We start from the raw sequence: 26,124 nt of genomic DNA on the forward strand, positions 1-26,124 counted from the left end.
GGCCTGAGGCGCCACCGAGTGCCCCTCCCGGCCCGGCCGGCCTCTCCCCGGCTGCGGCCGGCGACTCCCCACCCCCGTCGACGACGACCACCGAAAGCGGAGCCAGCATGAGCATCTACAGCAACACCGTCCGACTCGAGCCGAGCACCATGACCGCGCCGACGTCCGTCCCCGCGCCCGTCGTGCCGCCGGCGCCGCTCGCCCTCCGCCGCTGGGTGCGCGAGACCGCCGCGATCCTGAAGCCCGACGCGATCGAGTGGAGCGACGGCTCCCCCGCCGAGTGGTACCGCCTGACCGAGCGGCTCGTCGCCTCCGGCACGCTCCTCCCGCTCAACCCGGAGTGGCGGCCCGGCTCGTTCCTGGCCCGTACCGACCCGGACGACGTCGCCCGGGTCGAGGACCGCACCTTCATCTGCACTGTCGACGAGGCCGACGCGGGACCGACCAACAACTGGCGCGAGCCCGGCGCGATGAGGGCCGAGCTCGCTCCCCTCCTGGACGGAGCGATGCGCGGACGGACGATGTACGTCGTCCCGTTCTCGATGGGGCCCGTCGGCGGTCCGCTCTCGCAGCTGGGCGTCCAGGTCACCGACTCGGCCTACGCGGTGCTGAACCTGCGGATCATGGCGCGCGTGGGCTCCGAGCCGCTCGCCGCCTTCACCGAGGAGACCCCGTTCGTCCGCGGCGTGCACACCGTGGGGCTGCCCCTCCGCGACGCCGACGGCGTCACCCGCGAGGACGTCGCCTGGCCGTGCAGCCCGGTGAAGTACATCACCCAGTTCCCCGAGACGCGCGAGATCGTCTCGTACGGCTCCGGCTACGGCGGCAACGCCCTGCTGGCGAAGAAGTGCTTCGCCCTGCGCATCGCCTCGGCGATGGGGCGCGAGGAGGGCTGGCTCGCCGAGCACATGCTGCTCATCCGCATCGTCTCCCCCGAGGGCCGGCGCTACCACGTCGCAGCCGCCTTCCCGAGCGCGTGCGGCAAGACCAACCTCGCGATGATGCAGCCCGCGATCCCCGGCTGGCGGGTCGAGACACTGGGGGACGACATCACCTGGATGCGCCGCGGGACGGACGGACGCCTCTGGGCGATGAACCCGGAGACGGGCTTCTTCGGCGTCGCTCCCGGCACCGGGGAGAGCTCGAACCCGAACGCCGTGCAGACGCTCTGGGGCAACACGATCTTCACCAACGTCGCGCTCCGCGAGGACGGCGACGTGTGGTGGGAGGGCCTGACCGACGAGGTCCCGGAGCGGCTGACCGACTGGCGCGGGCAGCCGTGGACGCCGGAGTCCGGCACGCCCGCCGCGCACCCCAACTCCCGCTTCACCGCTCCGGCCGTGCAGTGCCCGTCGCTCTCCGCCGATTGGGACGCCCATGAGGGCGTGCCGCTGGACGCGATCGTCTTCGGCGGCCGGCGGGCGAGCAACGTCCCGCTGGTCACGCAGGCCACCTCGTGGCAGCACGGCGTCTTCCTGGGAGCGACCGTCGCCTCCGAGAAGACCGCGGCCGCGGAGGGCACGGTCGGGGAGCTGCGCCGCGACCCGTTCGCGATGCTCCCCTTCTGCGGCTACAACATGGCCGACTACTTCGCGCACTGGCTCGCGATCGGTGCCGAGCTCGGCGATGCGGCGCCGGCCGTGTTCCAGGTCAACTGGTTCCGGAAGGACGCGGACGGCGAGTTCCTCTGGCCCGGCTTCGGCGAGAACGCGCGGGTGCTGCAGTGGCTCGTCCGCCGCCTGGAGGGGCTCGCGGAGGCGCGACGGAGCCCCCTGGGCGACCTGCCGCTCGCGATCAACACGCACGGGCTCCTGCTCTCCGCGGCCCAGAAGGAGGAGCTGTTCTCCGTCCCGGTCGAGGCGTGGCTGGAGGAGTGCGCGCTCACGGAGGAGTTCTTCGCGCGGTTCGGCGACCGCCTTCCGCCCGAGCTGACCGCCGAGCTCCAGGCCCTGCGGCTCCGGCTCCTCGCCGAGAAGCTGCCGCTGGCGGCCTGATCCCCCGAACCGAGCCGGCTGCGGCCGGACACCCCTGTGGCCCGCGGGCGGATCATCCCCCTCTCCTCGCACCCCCGCGGGTCCACTCCCCCTTCCGCTCCCACGACGACGGGCACCATGACCGACCGCATCACGCTCCGCTTCCTCGCCGCTCCGCAGGACGCCACCGCAGACGGCCGCAGCGCCCAGGCGGGCCGCGTCCTCGAGTGGATCGACAAGGCCGGCTACGCCTGCGCCGTGGGCTGGAGCGGCGGCTACTGCGTGACGGCGTACGTCGGGAACGTCCACTTCACCCGGCCCATCTCGGTCGGCAACCTGATCGAGGCGACCGCCCGCGTCATCCACACCGGGCGCACGAGCATGCACGTGCTGGTGCAGGTCGCGCAGGCGGATCCGCGGACCGGCGTCTACGAGGACGCGACGCACTGCCTCCTCGTGTTCGTCGCCGTCGACGACGGGAAGAGGCCGCGATCGGTCCCCGAGTGGAGGCCCCGCTCGATCGAGGACCTGTCCCTCGCCGAGGGCGCCGCCGCCCGCATCGAGGGCCGCCGACGGCTGCACGACGTGATGCGGGCGCAGGAGTACACCGAGGAGGGCACCGGTCCGCGGATCGTGTTCCGCTTCCTCGCGGCGCCGGGCGACGTGAACTGGGGCGGCAACGCCCACGGCGGGATCGTGATGCGCTGGATCGACGAGGCGGCGGACGCGGTCGCGCAGCGATGGACCGGCCGTGACGCGGTGGCCGTCTACTCGGGCGGGATCCACTTCTACCGTCCGGTGCGCATCGGGCACCTCGTCGAGGTGGAGGCGCGCCTCATCCACACGAGCGCGCGGAGCATGCACCTGGCGGTGCACGTGCGCTCCGGGGACCCGCGGACCGGCGAGCTGGAGCTGACCACGCAGTGCCGGAGCGTCTTCGTGGTGCGGGGCGCCGACAGCACGGCCGAGCCGGTCCCGCCTCTCGAGCTGCGCACCGAGGAGGACCGGCGCCTGGACGCCCATGCGCGCGAGCTGATCCTGCTGCGAGCGGCGCTGCCGCCGCTCCCGCTCGCGGGGACGCCCGGCGCTAGGGTCGGAGCGTGAAGCTGCCGATCCTCGTCCTCAACGGCCCGAACCTGAACCTGCTCGGCACCCGCGAGCCCGAGCTCTACGGCTCGGACACCCTCGCCGACGCCGAGGCGCTGGCGGCGGAGGCGGCCGAGCGGCACGGCTTCACGGTCGAGACCTTCCAGAGCAGCTCCGAGGGCGCGATCGTCGACCGGCTGCACGCGGCCCGCGGCACCGTCTCGGGAGTGGTGCTCAACGCCGGGGCGTACACGCACACGTCGATCGCGATCCGCGACGCCGTCCTCGCGACCGAGCTGCCGATGGTCGAGGTGCACGTGAGCAACGTGCACCGCCGCGAGGCGTTCCGGCAGCACTCCTACCTCTCGGACGTCGCGGTGGCCGTGATCGTCGGCGCGGGGATCGCCGGCTACGGCTACGCGGTGGACGTGCTCGCGCGAGCGGCGGACGCGCGATGAGCGGGCTCGGACGCTCCTTCGGCAGCGCGGTCGACGCCTACGACCGCGGGCGCCCCGGGTACCCGGACGACGCCGTCGACTGGATCGTGGGGCACGCTCCCGCGCGGGTGGCGGGCGCCTTCGTCCCGGAGCGGGCCCGTGCGGCGGGAGCCGATGCCTCCGCCCGGCTGCGCGCCGTGGACCTGGGCGCGGGAACGGGCAAGTTCACCGCGTCGCTCGCGTCCCGCGGCCTCGACGTCACCGCGGTCGAGCCCGACGCGGAGATGCTCGCGCGCCTCGCGTCGAATCTGCCCGGGGTCCGCCCCGAGGAGGGGACGGCCGAGGCGATCCCGGCCGCGGACGCCTCCGCGGAGCTCGTCACCGCCGCGCAGTCGTGGCACTGGGTCGACGCCGAGCGCGCGGGAGCCGAGGTCGCCCGGGTCCTGGTGCCGGAGGGCGTGCTCGCGCTGGTGTGGAACATCCGCGACGAGTCGGTCCCCTGGGTGCACCGGCTGGGCGAGGTCGCCGGAGCGTCCACCGCCGAGCGGTTCGAGACGCTCCGCCCGCCGCTCGGCTCCGCTCTGGAGCGGGTGGCGTTCGCCGCCTTCGAGTGGTCCTTCGAGCTGGACCGCGCCGGCGTGCGCGACATGTTCGCGTCCCGCAGCTACGTGATCGCGATGCCCGACGAGGAGCGCGCCGCGGTCCTCGCGGCGGTCGACGCCGTGCTGGACGAGGAGTTCGGCGAGAGCCGGACCGTTGCGATGCCGTACTCGACGTGCGTGACGATCGCGCGCCGCTCCTCCTCCGCCTGACTCCGCGCCGCGCGCCGCGGACCGCCCCGCCCGCCGACTACCCTCGGAGGGCGCCGCACCGGCGCGAGCACCGAGAGCACGAGGAGAGACGCACGTGAGCATCATCGCCGCCGCAGACGGGTCCGCACTGGGCAACCCCGGCCCCGCCGGCTGGGCCTGGTACGTCGACGACGAGCGCTGGGCCGCGGGCGGCTGGTCGCACGGCACGAACAACATCGGCGAGCTCACCGCCGTGCTCGAGCTGCTGCGCGCGACCGCGCAGGAGGAGGAGCCGCTGCACATCCTCTGCGACAGCCAGTACGCCATCAAGGCCTGCACCGAGTGGCTGCCGGGCTGGAAGCGGAAGGGCTGGCGCAAGGCCGACGGCAAGCCGGTGATGAACGTCGAGATCATCAAGGCGCTCGACGAGGAGCTGCAGGGCCGGGCCGTCACCTTCGAGTGGGTGAAGGGGCACGCCAACCACCGGATGAACGAGGCCGCCGACGTCCGCGCCCGGAGCGCCGCGACCGCCTACCAGCGCCGGCAGCCCGTCGACGCCGGGCCCGGATGGCCGACCGCCGCTGCTCCGGCTGCTCCGGCCGCCCCCGCCGCTCCCGCCGTCGAGGACTCCGCCACCCTCTTCTAGCCGCCCCCGCCCCTTAGGGCAGCCGCAGCAGGCCCGTCGCCACCAGCTCGCGCACCCGTGGCAGCACCGAGTCGGACACCGCCTCCTCCTCGACCTGGAGGAGCGAGGCGACCGCCGCCGCGATCGCCGCCACCGAGAGCTCGCCGTCGCAGGCGCCGACCACGGCGGCGAGCGCCGTGTCGACCTCCTCCACCCGCGCGAAGCCCCCGCCCTGGCGCAGCCGCAGCACCGTCGGATCGTCGTTGCCCGGCCAGTAGTGCCGCTCCTCCGTGACGTCTCCGGCGACCACCAGGGCGAGGCCGGCCAGAGCGCGGTCGTCGAGCGGGGCGAGGGCCTCGGCCGCGTCCAGGCAGGCGGCGAGGTGCCCGCCCAGGCCTGCGGTCGCCACCGGCGTGGTGATGCGCTCGAGGCGGCGGATCGGCGGGCGGGGCTGCTCGGGCAGGCGGAGCGTGACGTAGCCGAATCCGACGCCGGTCACACCGCGCCGCTCGAAGTCGGTCAGCCAGGCGTCGACCAGCGCGTCGAACGCGGGGCCGCGGGTCGTGCCGCCGTCCCGGATCCAGGTCTCGGCGTAGACCGCCGGGTCCTGACGCTCGCGCTCCACGACCCAGACGTCCAGCGGAGAGGCGGTCCCGCCCATCCAGGCGTCGAGCCCCTCCGGCCCCGCCTCGAGCGCCTGCTCCAGCGGACTGCGGGCGTCGGCGAGCCAGTCCGCGATCCGGTCGAAGGCGTCCGCGCCCTCCCGGTACTCCCAGTTCCCCAGGAGCTGCGCGACACCGCCGGGGACCAGGTGCTCGGCCGCTCCGAGGATCACGCGGCGCACGATCTCGTCGCCCTCGAGCCCGCCGTCCCGGTACTCGTAGGAGGGGACGCCCTCGGCGCGCGGCGTGATGACGAACGGCGGGTTCGTGACGATGTGGTCGAAGCGCTCGCCCGCGACCGGCTCGTAGAGGCTGCCGAGGCGGAACTCGATGTTCTCGATCCCGTTGAGCGCCGCGGTGAAGGAGGCGAGCGCGAGCGCGCGCTCGGAGATGTCGGTGGCGACCACCTGCTCGGCGTGGCGGGAGGCGTGCAGCGCCTGGATCCCGCAGCCGGTCCCCAGATCGAGCACGCGGCCGACGGGCCGCTGGATCATCAGCCCGGTCAGCGTGAGGCTCGCGCCGCCGACTCCGAGCACGTGGTCCTCGTCGAGCGCGCGGCCGAGGGCGAGCTCCCCGAGGTCGGAGGCGATCCACCACGAGGCCGCGCCGCGCTGGTCGACCACGTCGTAGGGCCGCAGGTCGAGCGCCGCGGTGACGACGGCTCCGGCCTCGACGCGCACCAGGCCGAGCTCCTCCGCTCCCTCCAGCGAGAGAGCGCCGAACGCCTCCTCCGCGTCGTCGGCCGAGACGGGATCGGCCAGGAGGAACAAGCGGGCGAGGGTGGGCAGCGCGTCGTGGTCGCCGCTGCGCTCGAGGGCGCGGCGGGCGGGGACCCGGTCGCCTCGGTGCAGCGCCTCGGCCGCTTCGTCGCCCCAGAGCCCCCGCACGGCGTCCACGCCGTAGCGGGCGCGGATCAGGTCGTCGCGCAGGAGGGCGATGCGGGCTCGGTCGAACGGGTCTGCGGAGAACACCGCTCCATCCTCCTGCACGCGGGTCGGCCGCCGGGGCCGCCGCGGCCGTACGATCGGAGTCATGCCGCTGACAGGAGAGTACGAACCCAGCACGTCCGAGTGGGCCCGCGAGCAGGCGGAGCTCTACGAGCGGACCGGCGGAGCCGAGGGCGACCTCCTCCGAGGCCGCCCCATCATCGTCCTGACCACCGTCGGCTCGAAGAGCGGGAAGCTCCGCAAAACCGCGCTGATGCGCGTCGAGCACGAGGGCGAGTACGTGGTCGTCGCGTCCAAGGGCGGCGCGCCCGAGCACCCCGTCTGGTACGGCAACATGCTCAAGGAGCCGCACGTCGAGCTGCAGGACGGGCCGGTGAAGAAGGACTTCACCGCGAGCGTGCTCGAGGGCGATCTGCGCGCGGCCTGGTGGGAGCGCGCGGTCGCCGCGTGGCCGGACTACGCCGAGTACCAGACGAAGACCGAGCGGCAGATCCCGCTCGTGCTGCTCACGCCCTGGTCCTGAGCACGGCGGGCGGCTCGGCCCGTCGCCGAGTCGGCCCGCGTCCGGTCGAGGTCGCGCCGCACGGCAGGCGCCTCACGCGGGCGGCGAGCCCGGCCAATCCGATCCGGCCTCAGACCCGGGCGGCGATGAGGTCGAGGACCTTCGGGCTCGAGAGCAGCGCGAAGTGGCCGACCACCGACACCGCGATGTTCTCGCGCGCGCCGGCGAGGCGGCTCCCTCCGGGGATGTACTGGTCGCGCATGCCGTAGATCGACGTGATGCGGGCGTCGGCCTCGCGCTCGGCCAGCAGGGAGCGGATGAGCGGGCGGTGCGGCGCGAACTCGCGGAGCGCCCGCGCCGGGGCGATCCGCGCGAGCGACGAGCCGTTGAACGGGGTCGACACGGCGATCATCCGCTCGATGCGCCCGTCCTCGCGGTCGTCGACGACCATCATGTGCTTGCCGATCAGGCCGCCCTTGCTGTGCGCGACGACGACGACTCCGCGCAGATCGTGCTCGCGCAGGTAGTCCTGGCCGAGTCCGGCCGACGCGACGATCGGCCGCGTGTTGTAGCCGAGCGCCGGCAGCACGTGGATCGGACGGCCCGCCGCGTGCAGCCTCTCGGCGATGGGCCGGAGGAACTGCCACGTCTCGTAGATCCCGGGGATGAGCAGCACCGGAGCGCCGTCGCCGGACGCGTACCGCGACACGTCCCAGCCCTCCCGCAGGTGCACGAAGCGCGAGCCGTAGGCGTAGCGGTAGTCGCGGAGGTACGCGCGCCGCAGCGAGGTCGAGCGGCGCGGGCGACCGGAGTCACGCGCCGGCATAGGCCCGCTCCAGCTCCGCGATCTCGAGGCGGCCCATCGCGAGCATCGCCTGCAGTGCGCGTGCGGCGCCCTCGGGGTCGGCGCCTCCGAGCAGACGCGGGAGGACCTCCGGCACGATCTGCCAGGACAGCCCCCAGCGGTCGCGGAGCCAGCCGCACCGGCTCTCCTCGCCGCCGTCCGCGATCAGGGCGTCCCACAGCCGGTCGAGCTCGGACTGGCTGCCGACGGTCACGACGATCGAGACGGCCTCGGTGAACGGGAACCGCGGCCCGGCGTTGATCGCCTGGAACCGCTGCCCGTCGAGCTCGAAGGTCACCGAGAGCACCTCGCCGGGCGACGGGGAGCCGTCCGGCAGCACCTGGCTGCCGGTGATCCGCGAGTTCGGCACCAGCTCGGTGTAGAAGCGCGCCGCCTCCCCCGCGGCGTCGTCGAACCAGAGGAAGGTGCTGACCGCGCCCATCGGAGTCTCCGTCCTGCGCGGGAGGGTCTCCGCGGCTCCCTCAGTGTGCCGCGGAGGCGCCCTCGCCGCGACGGATCACAGCGGGTTGACGCCGAACGCCGTGGCCAGCTTGTCGATCTTCTTGGCGCGGCCCAGACGGGGCAGGTCGCTGCCGTCGCGGATGACGCGGCCGCGGGCCTCGAAGTCGTCGAGGAAGTCGCGGGCCCAGGCGACGTCGGACGGCGTCGGGCTGATGACCTCGTTGATCACGGCGAGCTGCTCGGTGTCGAGGCAGAGCTTCCCGGTGAGGCCGAGCGAGACCGTCAGCGCGGACTGCTCGCGCAGCACGGGGTGGCTGTTCGAGACGGTCGGTCCGTCGATCGGGCCGGGCAGGTCGCCGATCCGCGAGGCGACGACCAGGCGCGAGCGCGGATAGGCCATCGCGAGGTCGTCGGCGCTGGTGCCGGTGTCGCGGCGGTAGTCGCCGCTGCCGAAGGCGAGGCGGAAGGTGCCGCGGGCGCGGGCGATCGAGACCGCCTCCTCGATGCCGAGGGCGGACTCGACCAGGGCGAGCACCGGAGTGGAGCCACCGAGGCGGTCGAAGGTCTCGGTGACGTGCTCGGCGGCCTCGGTCTTCGCGAGCATGACGCCGGCGAGGCCGGGCAGGCCCTTCAGCGCGTCGACGTCGTCGGACCAGAACGGGGTGGAGTGGTCGTTGATGCGGACCCAGGCGCGCTTCTCGCCGGTCAGCCACTCCGCGACGTCGTTCCGCGCGTCGGGCTTCGCCTTGGGGTCGACCGCGTCCTCGATGTCGAGGACGATCTGGTCGGCGCGGGACGCGTGCGCGGAGTCGAACGTCTCGGTGCGGGTGGCGTTCACCAGCAGCCAGGAGCGAGCGATCTCGGGGGCGACGTCGCGCCCCTTCCGCTTCGCGATGGCGGTGGTCGTGGTCTCGGGCAACGTCACGTTCGGGTCCTCTCGGTGGCGCGGTCCTCGCTCCGCGGACGCCACCGCTCTGCGACGGCGCCGGGGACAAGGGTAGCGGCTCCCCGTCGGCGGGGCTCCGGGCGCTCCGGGGTCCGTCCACTCCGGTGCGGCGTCGCCCCGGGCGCTCCGGATCAGCGGCCCTCCGGGCGCTCCCACAGCGTCAGCACCGTCGTCGGCACCCGGATCCGCTCGCGCGCGACGAACCCCGTCTCGGCGAGCACCGTGTCCGCATCGCCCGCGGGCAGCGCCTGCCAGACCCGGTCCTCCCCGGCGAGGGCCGCACGCAGGGCGTCGCCCTCCAGCAGGCGGTCGGAGTACGTCCCCGTCGTCTCGTACGGAGCAGCGAGGGCGACGTCGTCCACGCCCGCGAACGCCTCCGGATAGGCGGCGAGCGCCAGGCGGGGCCGGAGCGAGACCGTCCCGGAGGAGCCGAGGAGGACAGCGTCGCCCGGACGGGCCCGCTCCTGGACGGCGGCGGCCAGACCGCGGAGGTCCTGCCCGGCGGGCTTCCCGGTGACCGTGCGCATCTGCACCAGGACCGGCAGGGCGGCCACTGCGATCACGGCGAGGAGGGCGACGCCCGTCCGGCCGCTCCACGAGTCGAGCGCGAGGCCGAGGAGGACCGCGAGGGCGGGGGTGCTCGACGCGAGGTAGCGCGGGGTGAACATCGGCTCGAGGAGGAGGGTCCCGAGCACCAGGACCGCCGTCGGCAGCACGATCCAGAGGACGAGGGCCGGCAGGAGCGGCCCGCGCAGGCCGCCCCGCACCGCGGCGACCGCGAGGAGCGCGACGGCGGTCCCGGCCAGCCACCACGCGGATCCGAAGAACGGCTCGACCAGGACGGTGAACGCGGTCACGGGCTGCGAGCGGAGCCAGCCGACCTGGCCGCTCTGCCCGACCGCGAGGAGCAGCACCGGGACGGCGCCCAGCGCGGAGAGGGCGGTCGGCGCGAGAGCCCGCACGGCACCCCGGGGCGCTGCGGCAGCGGCGAGGGCGACGAGAGCCGGCAGCACCAGCACGGAGTAGAGGAAGACGGTGTTCGCGAGACCCGCGACGGCCGCGAACGCGATCCAGCGCAGGGCGCCTCCGGAGCGGGCCGCCCGCACGACGAGGACCGCCGCGCCCACCACGAGAGCGGTGGCCAGAGCGGAGGAGCGCGCCTCGGTCCCCGAGAACGACGACCGCGGGAGCAGCACGAGCACCGCCGCGGCGAGGAGCGCCGCCCGGGGCCGATCGAACGCGCGCAGCAGGAGGACGACGCACGCCGCCGCCGCTCCCGTCGCAAGAGCGGACGGCGCGCGGACCGCGAGCTCCGACTCCCCGGCGAGGGCGATCCAGCCGTGCATCAGCAGGCCGTAGGCCAGGTGCACCGCGTCCTTCTCCTGCACGAAGGCGAGGAGCTCCCCCACCGGGAGCCGTGCCAGGCGGAGGGTCGCGGCCTCGTCGTTCCAGTAGGAGGGGATCCAGGAGCCGACGAGGGTCAGCGCGCTCGCGAGGGCGAGGACGGCGCTCGCGGGCAGGGTCCGGAGCGCGCGCATCCCGCCAGCGTAGAGGCCGGGCTCACCGCGCCGAGCGCTCGGCGAGACCCTTCGCGTACGCGGCCTGGCCGACGTGCTGCGTGTCGTCGTCGATCACCGAGACCAGCCGCACCCCGAGGGTCACCGGCGGATCCCACTGCTCGTCGACGACGCGCTCCAGGTCCTCGTCGCCGAGCGTGTCGAGGAGGGCGAGCGTCTGCCGGTGCACGGCGTCGGCGTACTCCGCGAGCAGCGCGGCGGGCACCGCGGCGAGCGCCGCCACCTCGGCCGGCTCCTGCCCGTAGCCGGTCTCGTCGGGTCCGAAGGGCAGGCCGGACCGTCCGTGGAAGCCGTCGGCCGTCCACACCTGCTCGTGACCGGCGAGCGGGGCGAGGTGGTCGTCCTGCACCCGGACCAGATGCCAGACGAGCCAGGCGGGCGAGTTCGAGCGGGCGTCCGCGCGGAACGCGAGCTGATCGGGGGTGCTGTCGTCGAGGACGGCGTGCACGTTCTCGTGCACCCGGCCGAAGGCGTCGCGGAGGAGGTCGATGGCTGCGCTCATGCCGCCAGCCTGCCGCTCCCGCGTCCGCTGCGGCACCCCCTCCGCGCGCCTCGGAGGAAGTGCGGAGGCGGGTGCCCGATACTCGGCCCGTGACCTCCGGATCCTCGAACCTGGCGATGAAGCCGTGGCTGACCTCCTACGCGGAGGGCGTGCCCGCCGAGATCGACCCTCCCTCCCAGACCCTCGTCGACCTGCTCGAGGACTCGGTCGCGCGGTACCGCCGCGGCACCGCCCTCGAGTTCTTCGGCGCCGAGACCAGCTACGCCGAGCTCGGCGAGCAGGTCGCGCGCGCGGCGGAGGGCCTGCGGCGCCTGGGCGTGCGCGTCGGCGACCGCGTCGCGCTGGTGCTCCCGAACTGCCCGGAGCACGTGGTGGCGTTCTACGCCGCTCTCCGCCTCGGAGCGATCGTGGTCGAGCACAACCCGCTCTACACGCCGCGCGAGCTGCGGCGGCAGTTCGAGGACCACGGCGCCCGGTTCGCGGTCGTCTGGGACAAGATCGCCGACGTCGTCGCGACCATGCCCGCCGACCTGGGCGTCGAGCGCGTCGTCTCCGTCGACCTCACCCGCTCCCTCCCGCTCGGCAAGCGTCTGGCGCTGCGGCTCCCCCTGACGTCGGTGCGCCGGTCGCGCGAGAAGCTGACCGCGACTCCCCGCAGCCGCTCCCTGGTGCCCTTCGCGTCGCTGCTGAAGAACCGCCGCATCGCGCGCTCGCACCCCCGCCCGGTCCTCGGCGACACCGCCCTGCTGCAGTACACGAGCGGCACGACCGGGACGCCCAAGGGCGCGATCCTCTCGCACGCGAACCTCCGCGCGAACGCCCTGCAGGGCCGCGCCTGGGTTCCGGGCCTGCGCGAGGGCGACGAGACGTTCTACGCGGTGCTCCCCCTGTTCCACGCCTACGGGCTGACGCTGTGCCTGACCTTCGCGATCAGCATCGGCGCGAAGGTGGTGCTGTTCCCGACCTTCGACGTCGGCCTCGTGAAGGCGGCCGCGAAGTCGTCGCCGCCCACCTTCCTCCCCGCAGTGCCGCCCGTGTACGACGCGCTGGCCCGCGCCTCCGAGCGCCACGAGCTCGACCTGCGCGGCATCCGCTTCGCGATCTCGGGAGCGATGAGCCTGCCGGTCGCGACGGTGGACCGCTGGGAGCGCGCGAGCCGGGGCCTCCTGGTCGAGGGCTACGGCATGACCGAGAGCTCGCCGGTCGCCCTCGGCAACCCGGTGGGCCCGACCCGGCGGCCCGGCACCGTGGGCGTGCCCTTCCCCAGCACGACGATCCGCCTCGTCGACCCCGCGGATCCGTCGATCGACCGCGGCCCGGGCGAGTCCGGCGAGCTCCTGCTCCGCGGGCCGCAGGTGTTCCAGGGGTACTGGAAGCGGCCGGAGGAGACGGCCGAGGCCCTCCTCCCCGGCGGCTGGCTGCGCACCGGCGACATCGCGACCGTCTCGGCCGACGGCTTCGTGACGATCGTCGACCGGGCCAAGGAGCTCATCATCACCGGCGGCTTCAACGTCTCCCCCTCCGAGGTCGAGGGAGTGCTGGAGTCGCACCCCGACGTGACCCGCGCGGCCGTCGTCGGGCTCCCCCGCGAGGACGGCGGCGAGAGCGTCGCTGCGGCCGTGGTCCTGCGGGCCGGGACGGCGGTGGATCCGGAGGCGTTGCGCGACTTCTGCCGGCTGCACCTCACGCCGTACAAGGTGCCCAAGCGGATCGTCCCGGTGGACGAGCTGCCGACCTCGCTGATCGGCAAGGTGCTGCGCCGCCAGGTGCGCGAGAGTCTGCTGGACTGAGGCGACCGGAGCGGGCGGTGGCCCGCGAGGAGGAGGACGACATGGCGAGGATCGTGCAGTACGAGCGGATCGGCGGACCCGAGGTGCTCGAGACCGTCGAGGCGCCGGAGCCCGAGGCGGGGCCCGGCACCCTGGTGGTCGCCGTCCGCGCGGCCGGCGTGAACCCGATCGAGTGGAAGGTGCGCTCCGGTCTGCGCCCGAGCCCGCCGTTCGACGGTCCGCGGAGGCTCGGGTCGGACGGCTCCGGCGTGGTCTCCGCCGTCGGACCGGGCGTGACCGGGTGGAGCGTCGGCGACCGGGTGATCGTCAGCGGCGCCACCGGCACCTACGCGACCGCCGTCGCCGTCTCCCCCGACTCCCTCGATCCGCTCCCCGACGGACTCGGCTTCGAGGAGGCGGCCGCGCTCGGCATCCCGGTCTCCACCGCCTACCAGGCGGTCGTCTCGCTCGCCGTCGCCGAGGGATCGACGTTCGTCGTCCATGCGGGCGCCGGAGCGGTCGGCCGGGCGGCGATCCAGTTCGCCGTCGACCGCGGAGCCCGGGTGATCGCCACGGCGAGCCCGGCGAACCACGAGGCGCTGCGCGCGCTCGGAGCGGTGCCGGTCGCCTACGGGCCCGGACTGCTCGAGCGGCTGCGCGCCGCGGCGCCGGAGGGCGTCGACCGCGTGCTCGACGCGGCCGGGACGGACGAGGCGCTCGCCGCCTCGCTCGCGCTGGTCGCGGATCCGCAGCATGTCGGCACAGTGGTCGCCGGCCCGCAGGCGGCAGAGCTGGGCATCCGTGCCTGGAGCGGCGGTAGCCCCGTGCCGCTGACCGAGGAGGAGCAGCGCCTCCGCCGCGAGGGCGTGCCGCTGGCCGCCCGGCTGGCGAGCGAGGGGCGCTTCTCGGTCGAGACCGGTCCGCGCCTCCCGCTCGAGCAGGCCGCCGAGGCGCACCGGCTCAGCGAGGACGGCCACGTCCGCGGGAAGATCCTGCTCGTCCCGTGAGCCGGGCCCGCTCCCGGCATCCGTCTCCCCCACCGCTTCACCGCTCTCACCGTCGAGAAGGAGTCCCCGTGTCCACTGACGACACCACCCCCGTGATCCTGGGGGGCGCCCGCACCCCGTTCGCCCGCTTCTCCGGAGCCTTCGCGCCGCTCTCGGGCGTCGAGCTCGGCGCCGCCGCGATCCGTGGGGCGCTCGAGCGCGCGGGCGCCTCCGCGGCCGACGTCGACGCGGTCGTGCTCGGCCAGGTGATCCAGGCCGGGGCCGGCCAGGGCCCCGCCCGGCAGACCGCGGTCCTCGCGGGCCTGGGCTGGGACGTCCCGGCGGTCACGATCAACAAGCTCTGCCTGTCCGGCCTGACCGCGGTGATCGACGCGGCACGGATGATCCGGCTCGGCGAGGCGCGGGTGGTCGTCGCCGGAGGGCAGGAGTCGATGACGAACGCACCGCACCTCCTGCTCGGGTCCCGCTCCGGCCTGGGTGTCGGCCCGCGTCCGCTCGAGGACGCGCTCCTGCACGACGGCCTGCTCGATCCGTTCGACCGCCGCCTGATGGGGAGGGTGACCGACGACGGCAACGCCGAGCGGGGCATCCGCCGCGAGCGCCAGGACGCCTTCGCCGCGCTCTCGCACCAGCGGGCCGCCGAGGCCCGGTCCACCGGCGTGCTCGCCGAGGAGATCGTGCCGGTCTCGGTGCCGCAGCGGCGCGGGCCGGACCTGGTCGTGTCCGCCGACGACGGGATCCGGGAGGACAGCACGGTCGAGACGCTCGCCCGGCTGGCCCCCGCGTTCTCTCCCGAGGGCACGATCACGGCGGGCAGCTCCTCCCCGATCACCGACGGAGCCGCCGCCCTGGTCGTCGTGTCCCGCGGCTGGGCCCGCGAGCGGGGACTGCCCTGGCTCGCGACCGTCGCCGAGCACGGGCAGGTCGCCGGACCGGACAACTCCCTGCACTCGCAGCCGTCGGCGGCGATCCTCCAGGCGCTCGGCCGCCGCGGTGCGATGGTCTCCGACCTCGACCTGATCGAGATCAACGAGGCGTTCGCGTCCGTGGTCCTCCAGTCGGCGGACGACCTCGGCGTCGAGCCCGAGGCGGTCAACCTCGACGGCGGGGCGATCGCGCTCGGCCACCCGGTGGGCGCCTCCGGAGCACGGCTGGCCCTGCATCTGGCGCTGGCCCTCCAGCGCCGGGGCGGCGGGCTGGGCGTCGCCGCGCTCTGCGGCGGAGGCGGCCAGGGCGAGGCGCTGATCCTCGAGGGCTGAGCCGCGGTCCGCCCTCAGGACCGGTTCGGCGCCTCCGGTTACGCTCACGGGATGAGCATCCTGAGCGCCGACGGCCTCGCCTTCGTCACCGAGCGCCACCTGGCCACCCTCTCCACCCCCGGCCGCCAGGGCCGCCTGCACGTGGTCGCCGTGGGCTTCACCTACGAGGACGGCGTCGTCCGCGTCATCACCTCGCGCGAGAGCCAGAAGGTGCTCAACGTCCGGCGCGGCGGCACCGCGACGGTGGGGCAGGTCGACGGCATCCGGTGGCTGAGCCTCGGCGGCCCCGCGTCGATCGAGGAGGAGCCGGACGCCGTGCAGCACGCCGTCGAGCTCTACTCTCAGCGCTACCGCACCCCGCGCCCCAACCCCCTGCGCGTCGCGATCCGCATCGACGTCGACTTCGCCCTCGCCTCCTCCGGTCTGCGCGCGGAGTAGCCGGGTGGCCCGCGGCGACGCGCTGGGCGGAGTCGGCGCCGTCTCCTCCCTCCGCACCTACCGCTACGTCCGCCTCTCCCTGGTCGCGGCCGTGGTGCTCCTCGCGGCCGGCCTCGTCCACCAGCTCGTCGTCGGAGGCCCGCTGCGCTCGATCAGCGCCTCGTACTACACCCCGGTCCGCTCCCTCTTCACCGGGGCGCTCTTCGCGGTCGGCGTCGCGCTCGTCGTCCTCGCCGGGAGGAGCGTCCGGCGCTTCCTCCTGCTGCTCGCGGGCATGACGGCGCCGGTCATCGCGATCGTGCCGGTGCCCCTCGCCTCGGAGGAGCTGCAGCGCCTCCTGGCAGCGGCGTGCCCGGAGGGAGAGGCGTCGTGCCTGCCCGCGACGGCCGCGGCTGAGGTCGCCGCGTCCCTGCCGGCCTACCTGGTCACCGCTGCGGCCGTCCTCGTCGCTTCCGTGGTCCTGCTCGCCCTCGACCGGGTCCTCGACCGCTGGGCGCTCGTCCGCACTGCGATCGCCGCCGCCCTCCTGATCGCCCTGGCCGCCTGGAGCACGCTCCCGTCGTTCCTGCGGCTCGGCCACTACGCCGCCGCCGGCGTCTTCTTCCTGCTGATCGCCGTCACCGCCGGTCTGCACGCCGTCGCGGTGCGCTCGGAGGGGGCGAGCGGTCCGGGGACGCCGCGCTTCTACTCCCGCTGCTACGCCGTTCTCGCGGTGCTGATCGCCGCGGTCGATGCGGCGCTGGTGGTCCTGCTGCTCACGGGGCGGGGAGCGGAGCTGCTCGGCGAGCAGTGGCTCCTGCTCGGCGAGGCGGTCGCCCTCGCCCTCTTCGGGGTCTTCTGGGTGCTGCAGACCGTCGAGAACTGGGACCGCGCCGACGTGCTGCTCGTCGCCCGGGGCTGAGGGGGCCGGCGCCCCCCTCAGCCGCTCAGCGCTTGAGGGTGATGGAGGCGCTCCGCCCGAGGTTCCCCGCGGCGTCGTAGGCGTGCGCGACGATCGCGTACCGCCCGGCCGGGTAGGACGAGGCCGAGACGGTCAGGCGCCACGTCCCGTCCGACGCCCTCGTCGCGTCGCCCAGCCGCGTCGCTCCGCTCCAGAAGCTCAGCCGCGTCGTGCCGACGTCGTCCTGGGCGCTGGCGACGAGGGTGACCGAGCCGCGCACCGTCGATCCGCTCGTCGGCGCGGTGATGACGGTCCTCGGAGCCGTCGTGTCGCGGGGCGGCGCGGGCGAGTCCGTGGGTGCCGGAGCCGCTGTCGGCGCGGTCGTGGGAGCGGGCGTCGGCGTCGGGGCCGGTCCGTCGCCGAGGCCCCAGGCCCTCCACAGCTCCTCCGCGATCATCGCCTGGCCGGCGACGTTCGGGTGGAAGTAGTCGACGTCCGTCGAGAGCTGGTCGAGCGAGATCGGAGCCGCCGTGAGGGCGCCGCCGTCCCATACGCAGTCGTTCGCGGCGGACGCGCAGGCCGATTCGAGAGCGGAGTTGAAGTCGGCCTCCCGGTCCTCCGCCGCCGCGAGCGACGCGGTGTAGGCCGAGCCGGTCAGCGGGGCTCCGGTCGTGGCGTCGACCCCGCGCTGGGTCCGGCAGACGCCGCCCCAGGCCCAGATCGCGGCGCCCGGCGTCGGCTTCACGGCCTCCCACTCCGACTCGATGTCCGGGACCGAGCCGACGAGCACCGTCGCCTCCGGCCACTCCTCGCCGATCGAGCCGAGGATGCGGGTCGCCGACGCCGCGAAGGAGGCGGCCGGCGTCATCGCGTAGCCGTCGCGGGAGTCGGGCGAGAGGCTCAGCGAGCAGAGGTCGTTGCCGCCGATCAGCAGCGTGACCACGTCCGGCTGCTCTCCGGCCGCGACCGCGGCGTCGATCCGCGACTCGACGCCGCTGATGACCGCGCCCGACTTCGCGTAGTTCACCGCGCGGACGGCCGTCCGCGGGTCCGCCGCCGCCATCCGGCTCGCGATCGAGTCGACCGCGGGCGCCGATCCCGTCGCCCAGGAGTTCTCGACGCAGTCGCGGTTCACCCCGCAGGTCGTCGCCGCGCGCGTGATCGAGTCGCCGAGCGCGAGCAGCGTCTGCGTGCCGGATGCCTCCGCCGGCGGTGCCGCGAGCAGCCCCGCCAGGAGCGCGAGCGCCCCCATGCCGACTCCTGCCGCTCTCCGCCGTGCCCTGTGTGCTGTGATCCCCATGTCGTCCCGTCCCCTGGTCGTCCGTCGTTCGGCTGCCTCGCGTACTGCGAGAGCACGAGGGGCGAGCGTACGTCGCCGCCGCTCCCCCGACGGATCGGAGGAGGGCGGCTCCCGTCTGGCGCGGCCCGGATGGGGGACAAACGCGACCCCCTCGAGCGAGCAAGAGGGACAGGAGAGAACCGCGGCACACCCGGCGGGCACGGTCAGCCCGCCCTAGCGAAGGGGCCGCGGAGAGAACGCAGAAGGCTCGCTCTCTTGAGCGGGCCTTCTGCGGCGATGAATCGATTCCGGCCCGACTCGAGAAGATGGCGACCTCTGACGGCTGCAGTCATTGCAGCCCGACGAAGAGCACGTCCTGAGGCAGGACGGGCCTTCGACGAGGAAGAGATCGCCGAAATACGTCAGCGGCAGATGCCGAGCAACCGAGTCTCGTCGCAGAGAATCTTGAGATCGGCACTAGGATTCGACGCGCTCACGATGAGAGGGATCCGATGGCCAAGCAGGAACGAGCGATCGCCACGCGAGAGACGCTCGTGATCGGCGCCAGCCGGGTCTTTGCTCGCTTGCACTACGAGACCGCGCGCGTGGCAGACATCCTCGAGGAGGCTGCGGTCACACAGGGAGCGTTCTACTTCCACTTCCCCGAAGGCAAAAAGCAGATCGCCCAGGAGCTGATCACGCGTCAGGAGAAGCAGTTCGTCAGAGTACGCGAAGAAATCTCGGACTCCGGACTCGACGGCCTGTCCGGCTTACTCGAACTGACTGACGCGCTCGGACGGTTGCTCCGGTCGGACCACGTTGCACAGGCCGGGGCACGCCTCGTCATCCAGGCGTCCACAGTGTTTCCAGAAGCGACCCGGACCTTCGACGCTGCATGGATACAAGCGATCAGCTCCTTTCTCCACCGGGCGGAGGGTGAAAAGACTTTGAGAGGGGACGTCGATGTCCCGCTGTCCGCGCGAACGATCGTCTACCTCTTCACCGGTGCGCAGGTGAGTTCCTTCGTGAACGATGCCTGGGAAGACCTACCCTCTGCGCTTGAGACGATCGAACCCTTCGTCACCCGGTCCCTGGCAGCCGACGGATTCGTTCGATCACATCCGAACACCTAGCCTCTCGGCACTCGAGGCGGAGAGAGGACACGGGTCTTCCTCGTACTGACGAAGTCGTGGGCTCCGATCTCCTGAAGCGCTGCGGGCACCCCCACGAGAGGTCGATCGACGACCGCTCGCCGGGCCGCCTGCAGAGTCCTAGCGATGACCGGGGGGCGGAGCGGATTGCAAGCAGGCCTTTCACGGACCTCGCGCGAGCGCACAGCACTTCGGCCATCGGGCGGGGCCGAGGAATCAGGGGCGTGGTAGCGACCGGGGATGAAGAAGAGGCCTCGAGGACGCGGTATGCCGGCTCCTCCTGAGCCCTGACCGACGAAGGGGCGAACGACTCCTCGAGACGTATCGCGTCCTCGACGACGGCTGCCACGGGATCACAGTGTCCATCGAGTGGGGATCAGCGGCGCGCGTCGAGGACGAATCTCGTCGAGCGGGCTCGAGTACACAATACGAAGATGTGTTGTCATGAGGTTGTCTCCGAACAGTGACGGTGGTATGTTTTTGACACACGCCAAGCAAGCAGGTTTTTGGTGAACGGCAAGCGGAAGTCGTTCTGGTCGCGCATGAAGGGCGATCCGCCCTGGTTCACCACATTCGACGGATTCAATTGGATTCCGACCAGCCTTGGCGCCCTCATCGGGCTCGCGCTCTTCGTCATCATCGTCGTCGCGCTAGTCGACTGGTTGGTGGCGTGAGTAGTGGGCCCGCCACGACGGAGAGCTCGAGGCGCTCGAAGTCCAGGACCACCGAGATCGCCGAACTACTGTTCGTCGCGGCCCTGAGGGGACGTATGTCTGGGGCGCAACGAATGTCTCGAATCAGGGCGATCAGCGTACACACGCGTTGAGCCTCGACGAATGAAGAGGCATGGCAAGCGGGACATGCAGCCTCTCCCCGGCCGCTCACGAGCGAACTAGCCCGCCTTGCCCCGGTCGTCGTCCTCGTCGCTCTTCGGCCGGCAGACCACGAGCCGTCCAACCTTCTGGTCCCCGTCATGTGTGGGGTGGGGCTCGTCTGCTACGCCTATCCGCTCGCATCTGCCAGAAATACGACCCCTGCGTTGAAGGCGCGATCTACCGCTTGTGCGGAAAGAACGTCACGTTCGAGTGGCCCCGCATCCCTCAGACCGTGCTCTGCGACTACTTCACCTAGCGCGGACGCCGCTGCAAGCAGAACCGCTTTGAGCGCCGCGCGCTGCTCGCGCACCGTGTCGAGGACCGGATCGGTGCGCTTTCCAGCGCATCAGGATCAGCGGCGGCGAAGCAGGCCGCGTCCAAGCCGTGCCCGGTCGGGTGTTCGACGCGCTGGCCGCGTTGACTGGCGATGAAAGGCGAACCCTCGCTGCGCAGAAGGCGAAACTGCAGCGAAGAAGGTGAAGCTCCTCCGGTTCCCGTACGCCGAGGTGGACCAGCTCGACCGGCTCAAGGCTGAAGACGACCGCAACCTCGGCGGCCACCTCGATCGAGAGTCGACTCGACGCTTCGGAGACGACCTCGAGCAGGCGAAGTGCCGGGTCGGCTGCGTGCTCGGCATCCCGATCGGCGCCGGCGAGGTCTCAGCCAAGGACGGACGGCGGATGCTCGACCCGGCCCTGTTCGACCGCAGCACCATCGATGATGAGGAGAACGTCTCTGCCGGATCGAAGCAGATGAGCTCCACGATCCTCACCCGGACGCGAGGCGCAGCGACGAGAAATCGCGGCCGCGCGACGCAGGTCACGGTTTTCCCGCTTCTTGTGTGGTGGATCCGAGGGGATTCGAACCCCTGACCTCTTCATTGCGAACGAAGCGCGCTACCAACTGCGCCACGGACCCGTGCCTCTCGAGCCGTCACCGGCCCGAACAACTCGTCCACACTAGCACGGACGAGCGGGCGCCTCGCACCCGCGTCAGGCCCCGCGGCGGCGCTGCAGCGCCTGGTCGAGGTCGATCGCATCGACGCCGTCCACGACGCCCATCGCGGCGAAGCGGGAGGAGGGGCGGGGCGCCTCGGGAGCGGGAGCGGCGGCACGCGGGACGCGCACCGGCGCCACCTCGGGAGCGGTCGCGGCGGCGCGCTGGGCGAGCTCCGCCTCCGCCGCGGCGGTGCGCAGGCGCTCCACGGCGTCGATCGAGGCCATTGCGGAGGCGGCGACCGTGCCCCGGGAGAGGTAGAGCGGCTTGGGGAGCGGCTGCGGCGTCCAGCTCGCACGGTCCTCGGCGAGCTCCTCGGAGTCGTCGTCCGCCTCCTCCTCGGCGAGCTCGGCCTCGAAGACCTCGGCGCGCCGGCGCTCGGTCGCGGCGGCCGTCGTCGCCGTCGCGGCCGGAGCGGCGGCGCGGCGGCGTCCGGGCGCCAGCAGGATCAGCGTGCCGAGCCCCGCGACGGCGAGGAGCAGGCCGACGAGCGGCACCGCACCCGTGCCGCCGAAGGGCAGCATCACGAGCCCGACCAGCGCGGCGACCGCGCCGACCAGCACGGCCAGCGCGGCGCCCTGGCGCCAGCGCAGGACCGAGGGCCCCGATCGCGTGCTCCGCCGTGCGCTCGCGGTCGCCCGTCGCAGCGCGTCGCGCGCCGCCTTCTCCGCCTGTGCCAGCTCCATCGCCTGTGCCTTCTCTTCGGCTCGTCGTCGTGTCTCGGTCACCCGGAGCCGGCGCTGCTGCAGCGCCACCTCGCGGGCCGTCGCCTCCGCACGCACGTGCTCGGGCACTTCCGCGGTCTCGGCGAGGATCCGCAGCGTCTGCTGCAGCCTCACCGCGTTGCGCTCGGTCGCGTTGTACGACCGCCTGCGCATCCACGTGGGGATCAGGTAGGCGACCCACAGAACGGCGGCGAGCGCCCAGACGACGCCCCCGCCCAGCCAGTCGCTACTCATGCGGACAACGCTAGGAGTACCGGGCACTCCCGTCCGTCATTACGGGTAGGTGTGTCCGTGCGGATCGCGGATCAGCCGGGGCCCCGTCGGAGGGACACCGGCGCCGTCGGAGGGCCCGGAGAGGCCCGAGCGGCGCGAGGCGCGGAGGTCCGCGTCGGTCGGCACGCCGACGTCGGAGGGGACCTGCCCGTCGAGGTAGCGGCGGAGCACGCCGCGGGGCACCTCCTCCGCCACGAGAGCGAAGCAGAAGTGGTCGCGCCAGTCGCCGTTGATGTGGATGAAGCGCCGCCGGAGCCCCTCGTAGCGGAAGCCGAGCTTCTCGACCACGCGCAGGCTCGGCCGGTTCTCCGGGCGGATGCAGATCTCGATCCGGTGCAGGCCCAGGTCGAGGAAGGCGTGGTCGGCGGCGAGGGCCACGGCGATCGGAGTGATGCCCCGTCCGGCGTAGCGCTCGGACACCCAGTACCCGATCGAGCCGGAGGACAGCGAGCCGTATCCGATGTTCGAGATGTTGAGCTGCCCGGCGAGCTCGCCGTCCCAGTCGATGAGGAACGGCACTCCCCCGCCGGCGCGCGCGTTCTGCTGCAGCGAGCGGATGCTGGCGCGCACGTCGAACGCGGCGCCTCCGCGGGGGTCGGACGCCTCCCACTGGCGCAGCCACGACCGGTTCGCGATCAGCTCCCGCTCGAGAGGGCGGGCGTCGCGCACGCGGATCGGGCGGACGGTGACACGACCCTCGGTGAGCGTCGGGATCGGGAGCGGCATGATGCGACCCTACTGCTCCACCGCACTGCGGGAGGGGGACTGGACTCCGGGGCGTTCCGTGCTTCCGGGGGAACGGAGGAACGGACGGGATCCCCCGCCGCAGCAGGGGGTCCCGTCCGTTCCGGAGGTGCGCTCGCCGGGGCTCAGAGGCCGGCGACGAAGTCCTTCAGCCAGGGCTTCAGGTCCTTGCCGAGGTCGTCGCGGTCGGAGGCGAGCTGCACGATCGCCTTGATGTAGTCGAGCTTGTCCCCGGTGTCGTAGCGGCGGCCGCGGAACACGACGCCGTAGACGCCGCCGAACTCGGCCGGGTCCTGGGCCATGCGCTCCAGCGCGTCGGTCAGCTGGATCTCGCCGCCCTTGCCCGGAGCGGTGTGCTCGAGCACGCCGAACACGTCGGGCTTCAGCACGTAGCGGCCGATGATCGCGAGGTTCGAGGGGGCGTCCTCCTTGGAGGGCTTCTCGACCAGGCCGGTGATCCGCACCACGTCGTCCTCGTCGGTCGCCTCGACCGCGGCACAGCCGTAGAGGTGGATCTGATCGGGGTCGACCTCGAGCAGCGCGACCACCGTGGTGTCGCGGTTCTCGGCGACGTCGATCATGCGGGAGAGCAGCGGGTCGCGGGCGTCGATCAGGTCGTCGCCGAGGAGCACGGCGAAGGGCTCGTCGCCGACGTGGCGCTGCGCACGGGAGACCGCGTGGCCGAGGCCCTTCGGCTCGCCCTGGCGGACGAAGTGCACGTCGGCGAGGTCGCTGGCGTACTTGACGTGCTCGAGCTTCTTGTCGTCCTTCTTCTTGGACAGGTTCTGCTCGAGCTCGGGCACGGAGTCGAAGTGGTTGGCGAGCGCGTTCTTGTTGCGCCCGATGATCACGAGCACGTCCTGGAGGCCGGCGTCCGCCGCCTCCTCGACCACGTACTGGATCGCCGGCTTGTCGACGACCGGCAGCATCTCCTTGGGGATGGCCTTCGTCGCCGGCAGGAAGCGGGTGCCGAGACCTGCGGCGGGGATGACTGCTTTGCGGATTCGAGTGCCCATGGGGCGTCATCCTAGCGGCGGGGGAAGTCGCGGGAGTTTCGCGCCAGGACGGTCGTCGCACCGCATCTGACCCCGTTCCGGGGAGGCCGAGGACGAGGCTCCCTCAGGGTCCCCGCGGAAGGGTCCGCGAGAGCCCCGGTTCTAGACTGTGCGCATGCCAGCCGACATCACGCACGAGAAGCGAGCGCTGCGCGCCGAGCTGCGCGAGCGCCGCCGCACGCAGACCTCGACCGCTCGCGAGCAGGCCGCGGAGCAGATCACCGCCCACCTGATCGAGCTCGCCACCCGCGTGGGGGCCCGCTCCCTCGCGTGCTACCTCTCCGCTGCGGACGAGCCGAGCACCCGGCCGTTCCTGGGCTGGGCCGAGAGCCACGGCATCCGCGTCCTCTTCCCCATCTCGCGCCAGGACGGCCTGCTCGACTGGGCGGTCGGCGACGGACACACCGAGACCCAGGGCCTGTTCGGCATGCCCGAGCCGGTCGGGCAGCTGCTCGGCCCCATCGCGATCAACGACGTCGACCTCATCGTCGTCCCGGCCGCCACTGTCGACCGGCAGGGGATGCGGATGGGCTGGGGGCGCGGCTACTTCGACAAGACCCTCGGCTCGATGGAGAAGTGCCCGCCGGTCTACGCCGTCGTCTTCGACAGCGAGCTCGTCGACCGGGTGCCCAGCGAGGTCCACGACCAGGCCGTCGACGGAGTCGTCACTCCCTCCGGCATCGTCGACCTGCGCCACTGACCCCGTCCTCCTTCTTCCCCACCCGCCTCCGAGGAGCCCCCTGTGCCCACCTACTCCTACCGCTGCACGCAGTGCGGCAACGCCTTCGACATCCAGCAGAAGTTCACCGACGACACGCTCACCGAGTGCCCGAGCTGCCAGGGGGCGCTGCGCAAGGTGTTCAGCGCCGTCGGCGTGACCTTCAACGGCTCGGGCTTCTACCGCACCGACTCCCGCTCGGGCGGGAAGTCGGGCGACAGCGGCTCCTCCTCGGGATCCGGCTCGTCCGGCTCGTCCGACTCGTCGTCGAGCTCCTCGGGCTCGGGCGGCTCCTCCACCGGCTCGTCGGGGTCCTCCGGGTCCTCGGGCTCCTCGTCCAGCTCGGGCGGCTCCTCGTCCGGCTCGGGCTCCTCCGGCTCCGGATCGTCCTCCTCCTCGTCGTCCTCGGGGTCCTCCGGGTCCTCCGGGTCCTCGTCCTCGGGATCCTCCTCCGGGAGCTGACCGCCACCCACCGCCCACGGCAGAAACGGAACGATCATGATCAACGGCTTCAAAGAGTTCATCCTCCGCGGCAACGTCATCGACCTGGCTGTCGCCGTGGTCATCGGCGCCGCCTTCACGACCATCGTCAACGCGATCGTGACGGGGATCTTCAACCCGCTCATCGGCGTGATCTTCGACGCCTCCTCGCTCGAGACGCTGAACTGGGTCATCCGCCCGGGAGAGAACGGCGAGGATCCGACCGTCATCGCCTACGGCTCCGTGATCTCGGCCCTGATCCAGTTCGTGATCGTGGCCTTCGTCCTCTACTTCGCGTTCGTCCTGCCGATCAACCACCTCAAGAACGCCGCCTTCGCCAAGAAGGCCGCCGACGCCCCCGCCGCGGAGGACAAGGCCCCCACCGAGCTCGAGCTCCTCGCCGACATCCGCGATCTGCTCGCCAACAACGGGACCGCCACCACCGCGAACTCCGGCAAGCACGTCGACTGAGTCGTTCTGTCTTCTTCCGCCGGAGGCGGAAGAAGACCGCGGTCGGCTTCCGAGACGGGAGCGTTCCGCCGAGCGTTGTGCGAACGGCGCGTTCGAAACGCTGGCACGCGTTTCGGACGACGCCTGCATCTTCGGGAGCTCGCCGGTCGGAGCCTTCAGCGCTCCTGACGGTGATCGATCGGGCCTGGATCGACGCGTTCTTCGGACGTCGCCGGGCACCGGACGGGACGTGGTCCGTCACCGAGCACCTGACAGGACGCGGTCGGTCGCCGGGCTCCGAACGCGAAGCGGTCGTTCACCAGGAGCCGGGTCCGACGCGGGCGGTCGCCGGGCATCGGACGTGGCGTGGTCGGTCGCCGAGTACGAACGGGTTCCGGCGAGGTCCGGGATCGCTGACGGGACGGGCGCTGACGCGCAGACGGGCGACCGGACCGGCCGGCGTCAGTAGTGCGGGGGGACGTCCTGGCGCAGGCGCGCGTCGTTCGGGCCGGTGTCGGGGCGCGCGGGCGGTGCGGAGGGGTCGGCGACGGGAGCGTCGTGCGGGGACGGATCGGTGCCGGGCTTCGCGGGGAGCGTCGCCCGCCGGCCGCCGCGGGTGCGCCGCAACGGGCGGTCGGCACCCGCGGGGGCGTCGGGATCCGGCGCCACGA

Annotated in this window: 28 protein-coding genes, 1 tRNA gene and 1 pseudogene; 17 read left to right on the top strand and 13 right to left on the bottom strand. The window is 73.0% G+C overall.

Annotated elements, in window-relative coordinates; all coding sequences use genetic code 11:
- Positions 1-149 precede the first annotated feature (149 nt).
- The 5 genes from C5D08_RS00720 (at position 150) to C5D08_RS00740 (ending at position 4,933) form a co-directional block, all read left to right on the top strand.
- Positions 150-1,994 (top strand): phosphoenolpyruvate carboxykinase (GTP), encoded by a 1,845-nt coding sequence (locus C5D08_RS00720; RefSeq protein WP_104275417.1) that lies wholly within the window; start codon positions 150-152, stop codon positions 1,992-1,994.
- A 117-nt stretch (positions 1,995-2,111) separates the two neighbouring features.
- Positions 2,112-3,077: an acyl-CoA thioesterase gene (locus C5D08_RS00725; protein ID WP_104275365.1), complete on the top strand. Its 966-nt coding sequence runs from the start codon at positions 2,112-2,114 to the stop codon at positions 3,075-3,077.
- Positions 3,074-3,517 carry a type II 3-dehydroquinate dehydratase gene (gene aroQ / locus C5D08_RS00730; protein WP_104275366.1) on the top strand — a complete coding sequence of 148 codons (444 nt, stop codon included), beginning with the start codon at positions 3,074-3,076 and terminating at the stop codon, positions 3,515-3,517. Before C5D08_RS00725 ends, aroQ begins: the two co-directional genes overlap by 4 nt.
- Positions 3,514-4,308 (top strand): class I SAM-dependent methyltransferase, encoded by a 795-nt coding sequence (locus C5D08_RS00735; RefSeq protein ID WP_104275367.1) that lies wholly within the window; start codon positions 3,514-3,516, stop codon positions 4,306-4,308. The genes aroQ and C5D08_RS00735 overlap by 4 nt, the downstream gene beginning before the upstream one ends.
- A gap of 94 nt (positions 4,309-4,402) precedes the next feature.
- A complete protein-coding gene (locus C5D08_RS00740; protein ID WP_104275368.1) occupies positions 4,403-4,933 on the top strand; it encodes a ribonuclease H in 531 nt (176 codons plus the stop codon).
- A 13-nt stretch (positions 4,934-4,946) separates the two neighbouring features.
- Here the strand turns inward: C5D08_RS00740 and C5D08_RS00745 are convergent, their stop codons facing one another.
- The gene (locus C5D08_RS00745; RefSeq protein WP_258067166.1) at positions 4,947-6,545 is read right to left on the bottom strand and encodes a methyltransferase; all 1,599 of its coding nucleotides are present in this window, start codon (positions 6,543-6,545) and stop codon (positions 4,947-4,949) included.
- Positions 6,546-6,606: 61 nt separating this feature from the next.
- On the opposite strand from C5D08_RS00745, the gene C5D08_RS00750 reads away from it, so the two are divergent.
- Positions 6,607-7,044 carry a nitroreductase family deazaflavin-dependent oxidoreductase gene (locus tag C5D08_RS00750; RefSeq protein ID WP_104275370.1) on the top strand — a complete coding sequence of 146 codons (438 nt, stop codon included), beginning with the start codon at positions 6,607-6,609 and terminating at the stop codon, positions 7,042-7,044.
- A 109-nt stretch (positions 7,045-7,153) separates the two neighbouring features.
- Here C5D08_RS00750 and C5D08_RS00755 read toward each other — a convergent pair whose 3' ends face one another.
- The 5 genes from C5D08_RS00755 to C5D08_RS00775 form a co-directional block, all read right to left on the bottom strand.
- Complete coding sequence (locus tag C5D08_RS00755) at positions 7,154-7,849, bottom strand: triacylglycerol lipase (RefSeq protein WP_104275371.1); 696 nt, start codon at positions 7,847-7,849, stop codon at positions 7,154-7,156.
- On the bottom strand, positions 7,836-8,309 hold the full coding sequence (locus C5D08_RS00760; RefSeq protein WP_104275372.1) for a VOC family protein: 474 nt from the start codon (positions 8,307-8,309) through the stop codon (positions 7,836-7,838). The genes C5D08_RS00755 and C5D08_RS00760 overlap by 14 nt, the downstream gene beginning before the upstream one ends.
- 75 nt (positions 8,310-8,384) lie before the next feature.
- The gene (locus C5D08_RS00765) at positions 8,385-9,248 is read right to left on the bottom strand and encodes a CoA ester lyase (protein WP_219812832.1); all 864 of its coding nucleotides are present in this window, start codon (positions 9,246-9,248) and stop codon (positions 8,385-8,387) included.
- Positions 9,249-9,406: 158 nt separating this feature from the next.
- Positions 9,407-10,813: a glycosyltransferase family 39 protein gene (locus tag C5D08_RS00770; protein WP_104275373.1), complete on the bottom strand. Its 1,407-nt coding sequence runs from the start codon at positions 10,811-10,813 to the stop codon at positions 9,407-9,409.
- Positions 10,814-10,835: 22 nt separating this feature from the next.
- The gene (locus C5D08_RS00775; RefSeq protein WP_104223209.1) at positions 10,836-11,354 is read right to left on the bottom strand and encodes a DinB family protein; all 519 of its coding nucleotides are present in this window, start codon (positions 11,352-11,354) and stop codon (positions 10,836-10,838) included.
- Between the two features lie 89 nt (positions 11,355-11,443).
- Between C5D08_RS00775 and C5D08_RS00780 the strand changes: the two genes are divergently transcribed.
- From C5D08_RS00780 to C5D08_RS00800, 5 genes are all read left to right on the top strand, one after another.
- Positions 11,444-13,144, top strand: a complete 1,701-nt coding sequence (locus C5D08_RS00780) for a long-chain-fatty-acid--CoA ligase (RefSeq protein ID WP_258067167.1) — start codon at positions 11,444-11,446, stop codon at positions 13,142-13,144.
- Between the two features lie 41 nt (positions 13,145-13,185).
- Positions 13,186-14,130 (top strand): NADP-dependent oxidoreductase, encoded by a 945-nt coding sequence (locus C5D08_RS00785; RefSeq protein ID WP_104275420.1) that lies wholly within the window; start codon positions 13,186-13,188, stop codon positions 14,128-14,130.
- Positions 14,131-14,198: 68 nt separating this feature from the next.
- The gene (locus C5D08_RS00790; protein WP_104275374.1) at positions 14,199-15,389 is read left to right on the top strand and encodes an acetyl-CoA C-acyltransferase; all 1,191 of its coding nucleotides are present in this window, start codon (positions 14,199-14,201) and stop codon (positions 15,387-15,389) included.
- Positions 15,390-15,440: 51 nt separating this feature from the next.
- The gene (locus tag C5D08_RS00795; RefSeq protein WP_104238325.1) at positions 15,441-15,827 is read left to right on the top strand and encodes a pyridoxamine 5'-phosphate oxidase family protein; all 387 of its coding nucleotides are present in this window, start codon (positions 15,441-15,443) and stop codon (positions 15,825-15,827) included.
- Positions 15,828-15,831: 4 nt separating this feature from the next.
- Positions 15,832-16,728, top strand: coding sequence for a hypothetical protein (locus C5D08_RS00800; RefSeq protein ID WP_104275375.1), 897 nt, complete (start codon positions 15,832-15,834; stop codon positions 16,726-16,728).
- 25 nt (positions 16,729-16,753) lie between these two features.
- Here the strand turns inward: C5D08_RS00800 and C5D08_RS00805 are convergent, their stop codons facing one another.
- Positions 16,754-17,959, bottom strand: coding sequence for a GDSL-type esterase/lipase family protein (locus C5D08_RS00805; protein WP_181110211.1), 1,206 nt, complete (start codon positions 17,957-17,959; stop codon positions 16,754-16,756).
- Between the two features lie 539 nt (positions 17,960-18,498).
- Here C5D08_RS00805 and C5D08_RS00810 point away from each other — a divergent pair.
- The 3 genes from C5D08_RS00810 (at position 18,499) to C5D08_RS00815 (ending at position 20,884) form a co-directional block, all read left to right on the top strand.
- Positions 18,499-19,119, top strand: coding sequence for a TetR/AcrR family transcriptional regulator (locus C5D08_RS00810; RefSeq protein ID WP_104275377.1), 621 nt, complete (start codon positions 18,499-18,501; stop codon positions 19,117-19,119).
- A 527-nt stretch (positions 19,120-19,646) separates the two neighbouring features.
- Positions 19,647-19,811, top strand: coding sequence for a hypothetical protein (locus C5D08_RS16825; protein ID WP_181110209.1), 165 nt, complete (start codon positions 19,647-19,649; stop codon positions 19,809-19,811).
- A gap of 707 nt (positions 19,812-20,518) precedes the next feature.
- On the top strand, positions 20,519-20,884 hold the full coding sequence (locus C5D08_RS00815; protein ID WP_146086118.1) for a hypothetical protein: 366 nt from the start codon (positions 20,519-20,521) through the stop codon (positions 20,882-20,884).
- Here C5D08_RS00815 and C5D08_RS00820 read toward each other — a convergent pair.
- The 4 genes from C5D08_RS00820 to galU all read right to left on the bottom strand — a co-directional run bounded on the left by C5D08_RS00820 (position 20,855) and on the right by galU (position 23,766).
- A tRNA-Ala gene (locus C5D08_RS00820) sits at positions 20,855-20,930 on the bottom strand. The two genes, C5D08_RS00815 and C5D08_RS00820, sit on opposite strands and share 30 nt — an antisense overlap.
- 74 nt (positions 20,931-21,004) lie before the next feature.
- On the bottom strand, positions 21,005-21,967 hold the full coding sequence (locus C5D08_RS00825) for a hypothetical protein (protein WP_104275379.1): 963 nt from the start codon (positions 21,965-21,967) through the stop codon (positions 21,005-21,007).
- Positions 21,968-22,006: 39 nt separating this feature from the next.
- On the bottom strand, positions 22,007-22,732 hold the full coding sequence (locus tag C5D08_RS00830; RefSeq protein ID WP_104275380.1) for a GNAT family N-acetyltransferase: 726 nt from the start codon (positions 22,730-22,732) through the stop codon (positions 22,007-22,009).
- Positions 22,733-22,875: 143 nt separating this feature from the next.
- Positions 22,876-23,766 (bottom strand): UTP--glucose-1-phosphate uridylyltransferase GalU, encoded by an 891-nt coding sequence (gene galU / locus C5D08_RS00835; RefSeq protein WP_104275381.1) that lies wholly within the window; start codon positions 23,764-23,766, stop codon positions 22,876-22,878.
- Between the two features lie 154 nt (positions 23,767-23,920).
- Between galU and C5D08_RS00840 the strand changes: the two genes are divergently transcribed.
- A complete protein-coding gene (locus C5D08_RS00840) occupies positions 23,921-24,505 on the top strand; it encodes a 5-formyltetrahydrofolate cyclo-ligase (RefSeq protein ID WP_104275382.1) in 585 nt (194 codons plus the stop codon).
- 42 nt (positions 24,506-24,547) lie between these two features.
- Positions 24,548-24,688: pseudogene (locus C5D08_RS17470) on the top strand (FmdB family zinc ribbon protein); the annotation flags it as partial.
- Between the two features lie 14 nt (positions 24,689-24,702).
- Here the strand turns inward: C5D08_RS17470 and C5D08_RS17475 are convergent.
- Positions 24,703-25,023, bottom strand: a complete 321-nt coding sequence (locus C5D08_RS17475) for a hypothetical protein (protein WP_308470811.1) — start codon at positions 25,021-25,023, stop codon at positions 24,703-24,705.
- Between C5D08_RS17475 and mscL the strand changes: the two genes are divergently transcribed.
- The gene (gene mscL / locus C5D08_RS00850) at positions 25,022-25,474 is read left to right on the top strand and encodes a large conductance mechanosensitive channel protein MscL (protein ID WP_181110207.1); all 453 of its coding nucleotides are present in this window, start codon (positions 25,022-25,024) and stop codon (positions 25,472-25,474) included. The two genes, C5D08_RS17475 and mscL, sit on opposite strands and share 2 nt — an antisense overlap.
- 441 nt (positions 25,475-25,915) lie before the next feature.
- On the opposite strand, the gene C5D08_RS00855 is transcribed toward mscL, so the two are convergent.
- Positions 25,916-26,122: a hypothetical protein gene (locus C5D08_RS00855; RefSeq protein WP_104232858.1), complete on the bottom strand. Its 207-nt coding sequence runs from the start codon at positions 26,120-26,122 to the stop codon at positions 25,916-25,918.
- Positions 26,123-26,124: the final 2 nt, after the last annotated feature.

Origin of the sequence: Rathayibacter sp. AY1B6 (genome assembly GCF_002932755.1) — a bacterium.
Classification (GTDB): domain Bacteria; phylum Actinomycetota; class Actinomycetes; order Actinomycetales; family Microbacteriaceae; genus Rathayibacter.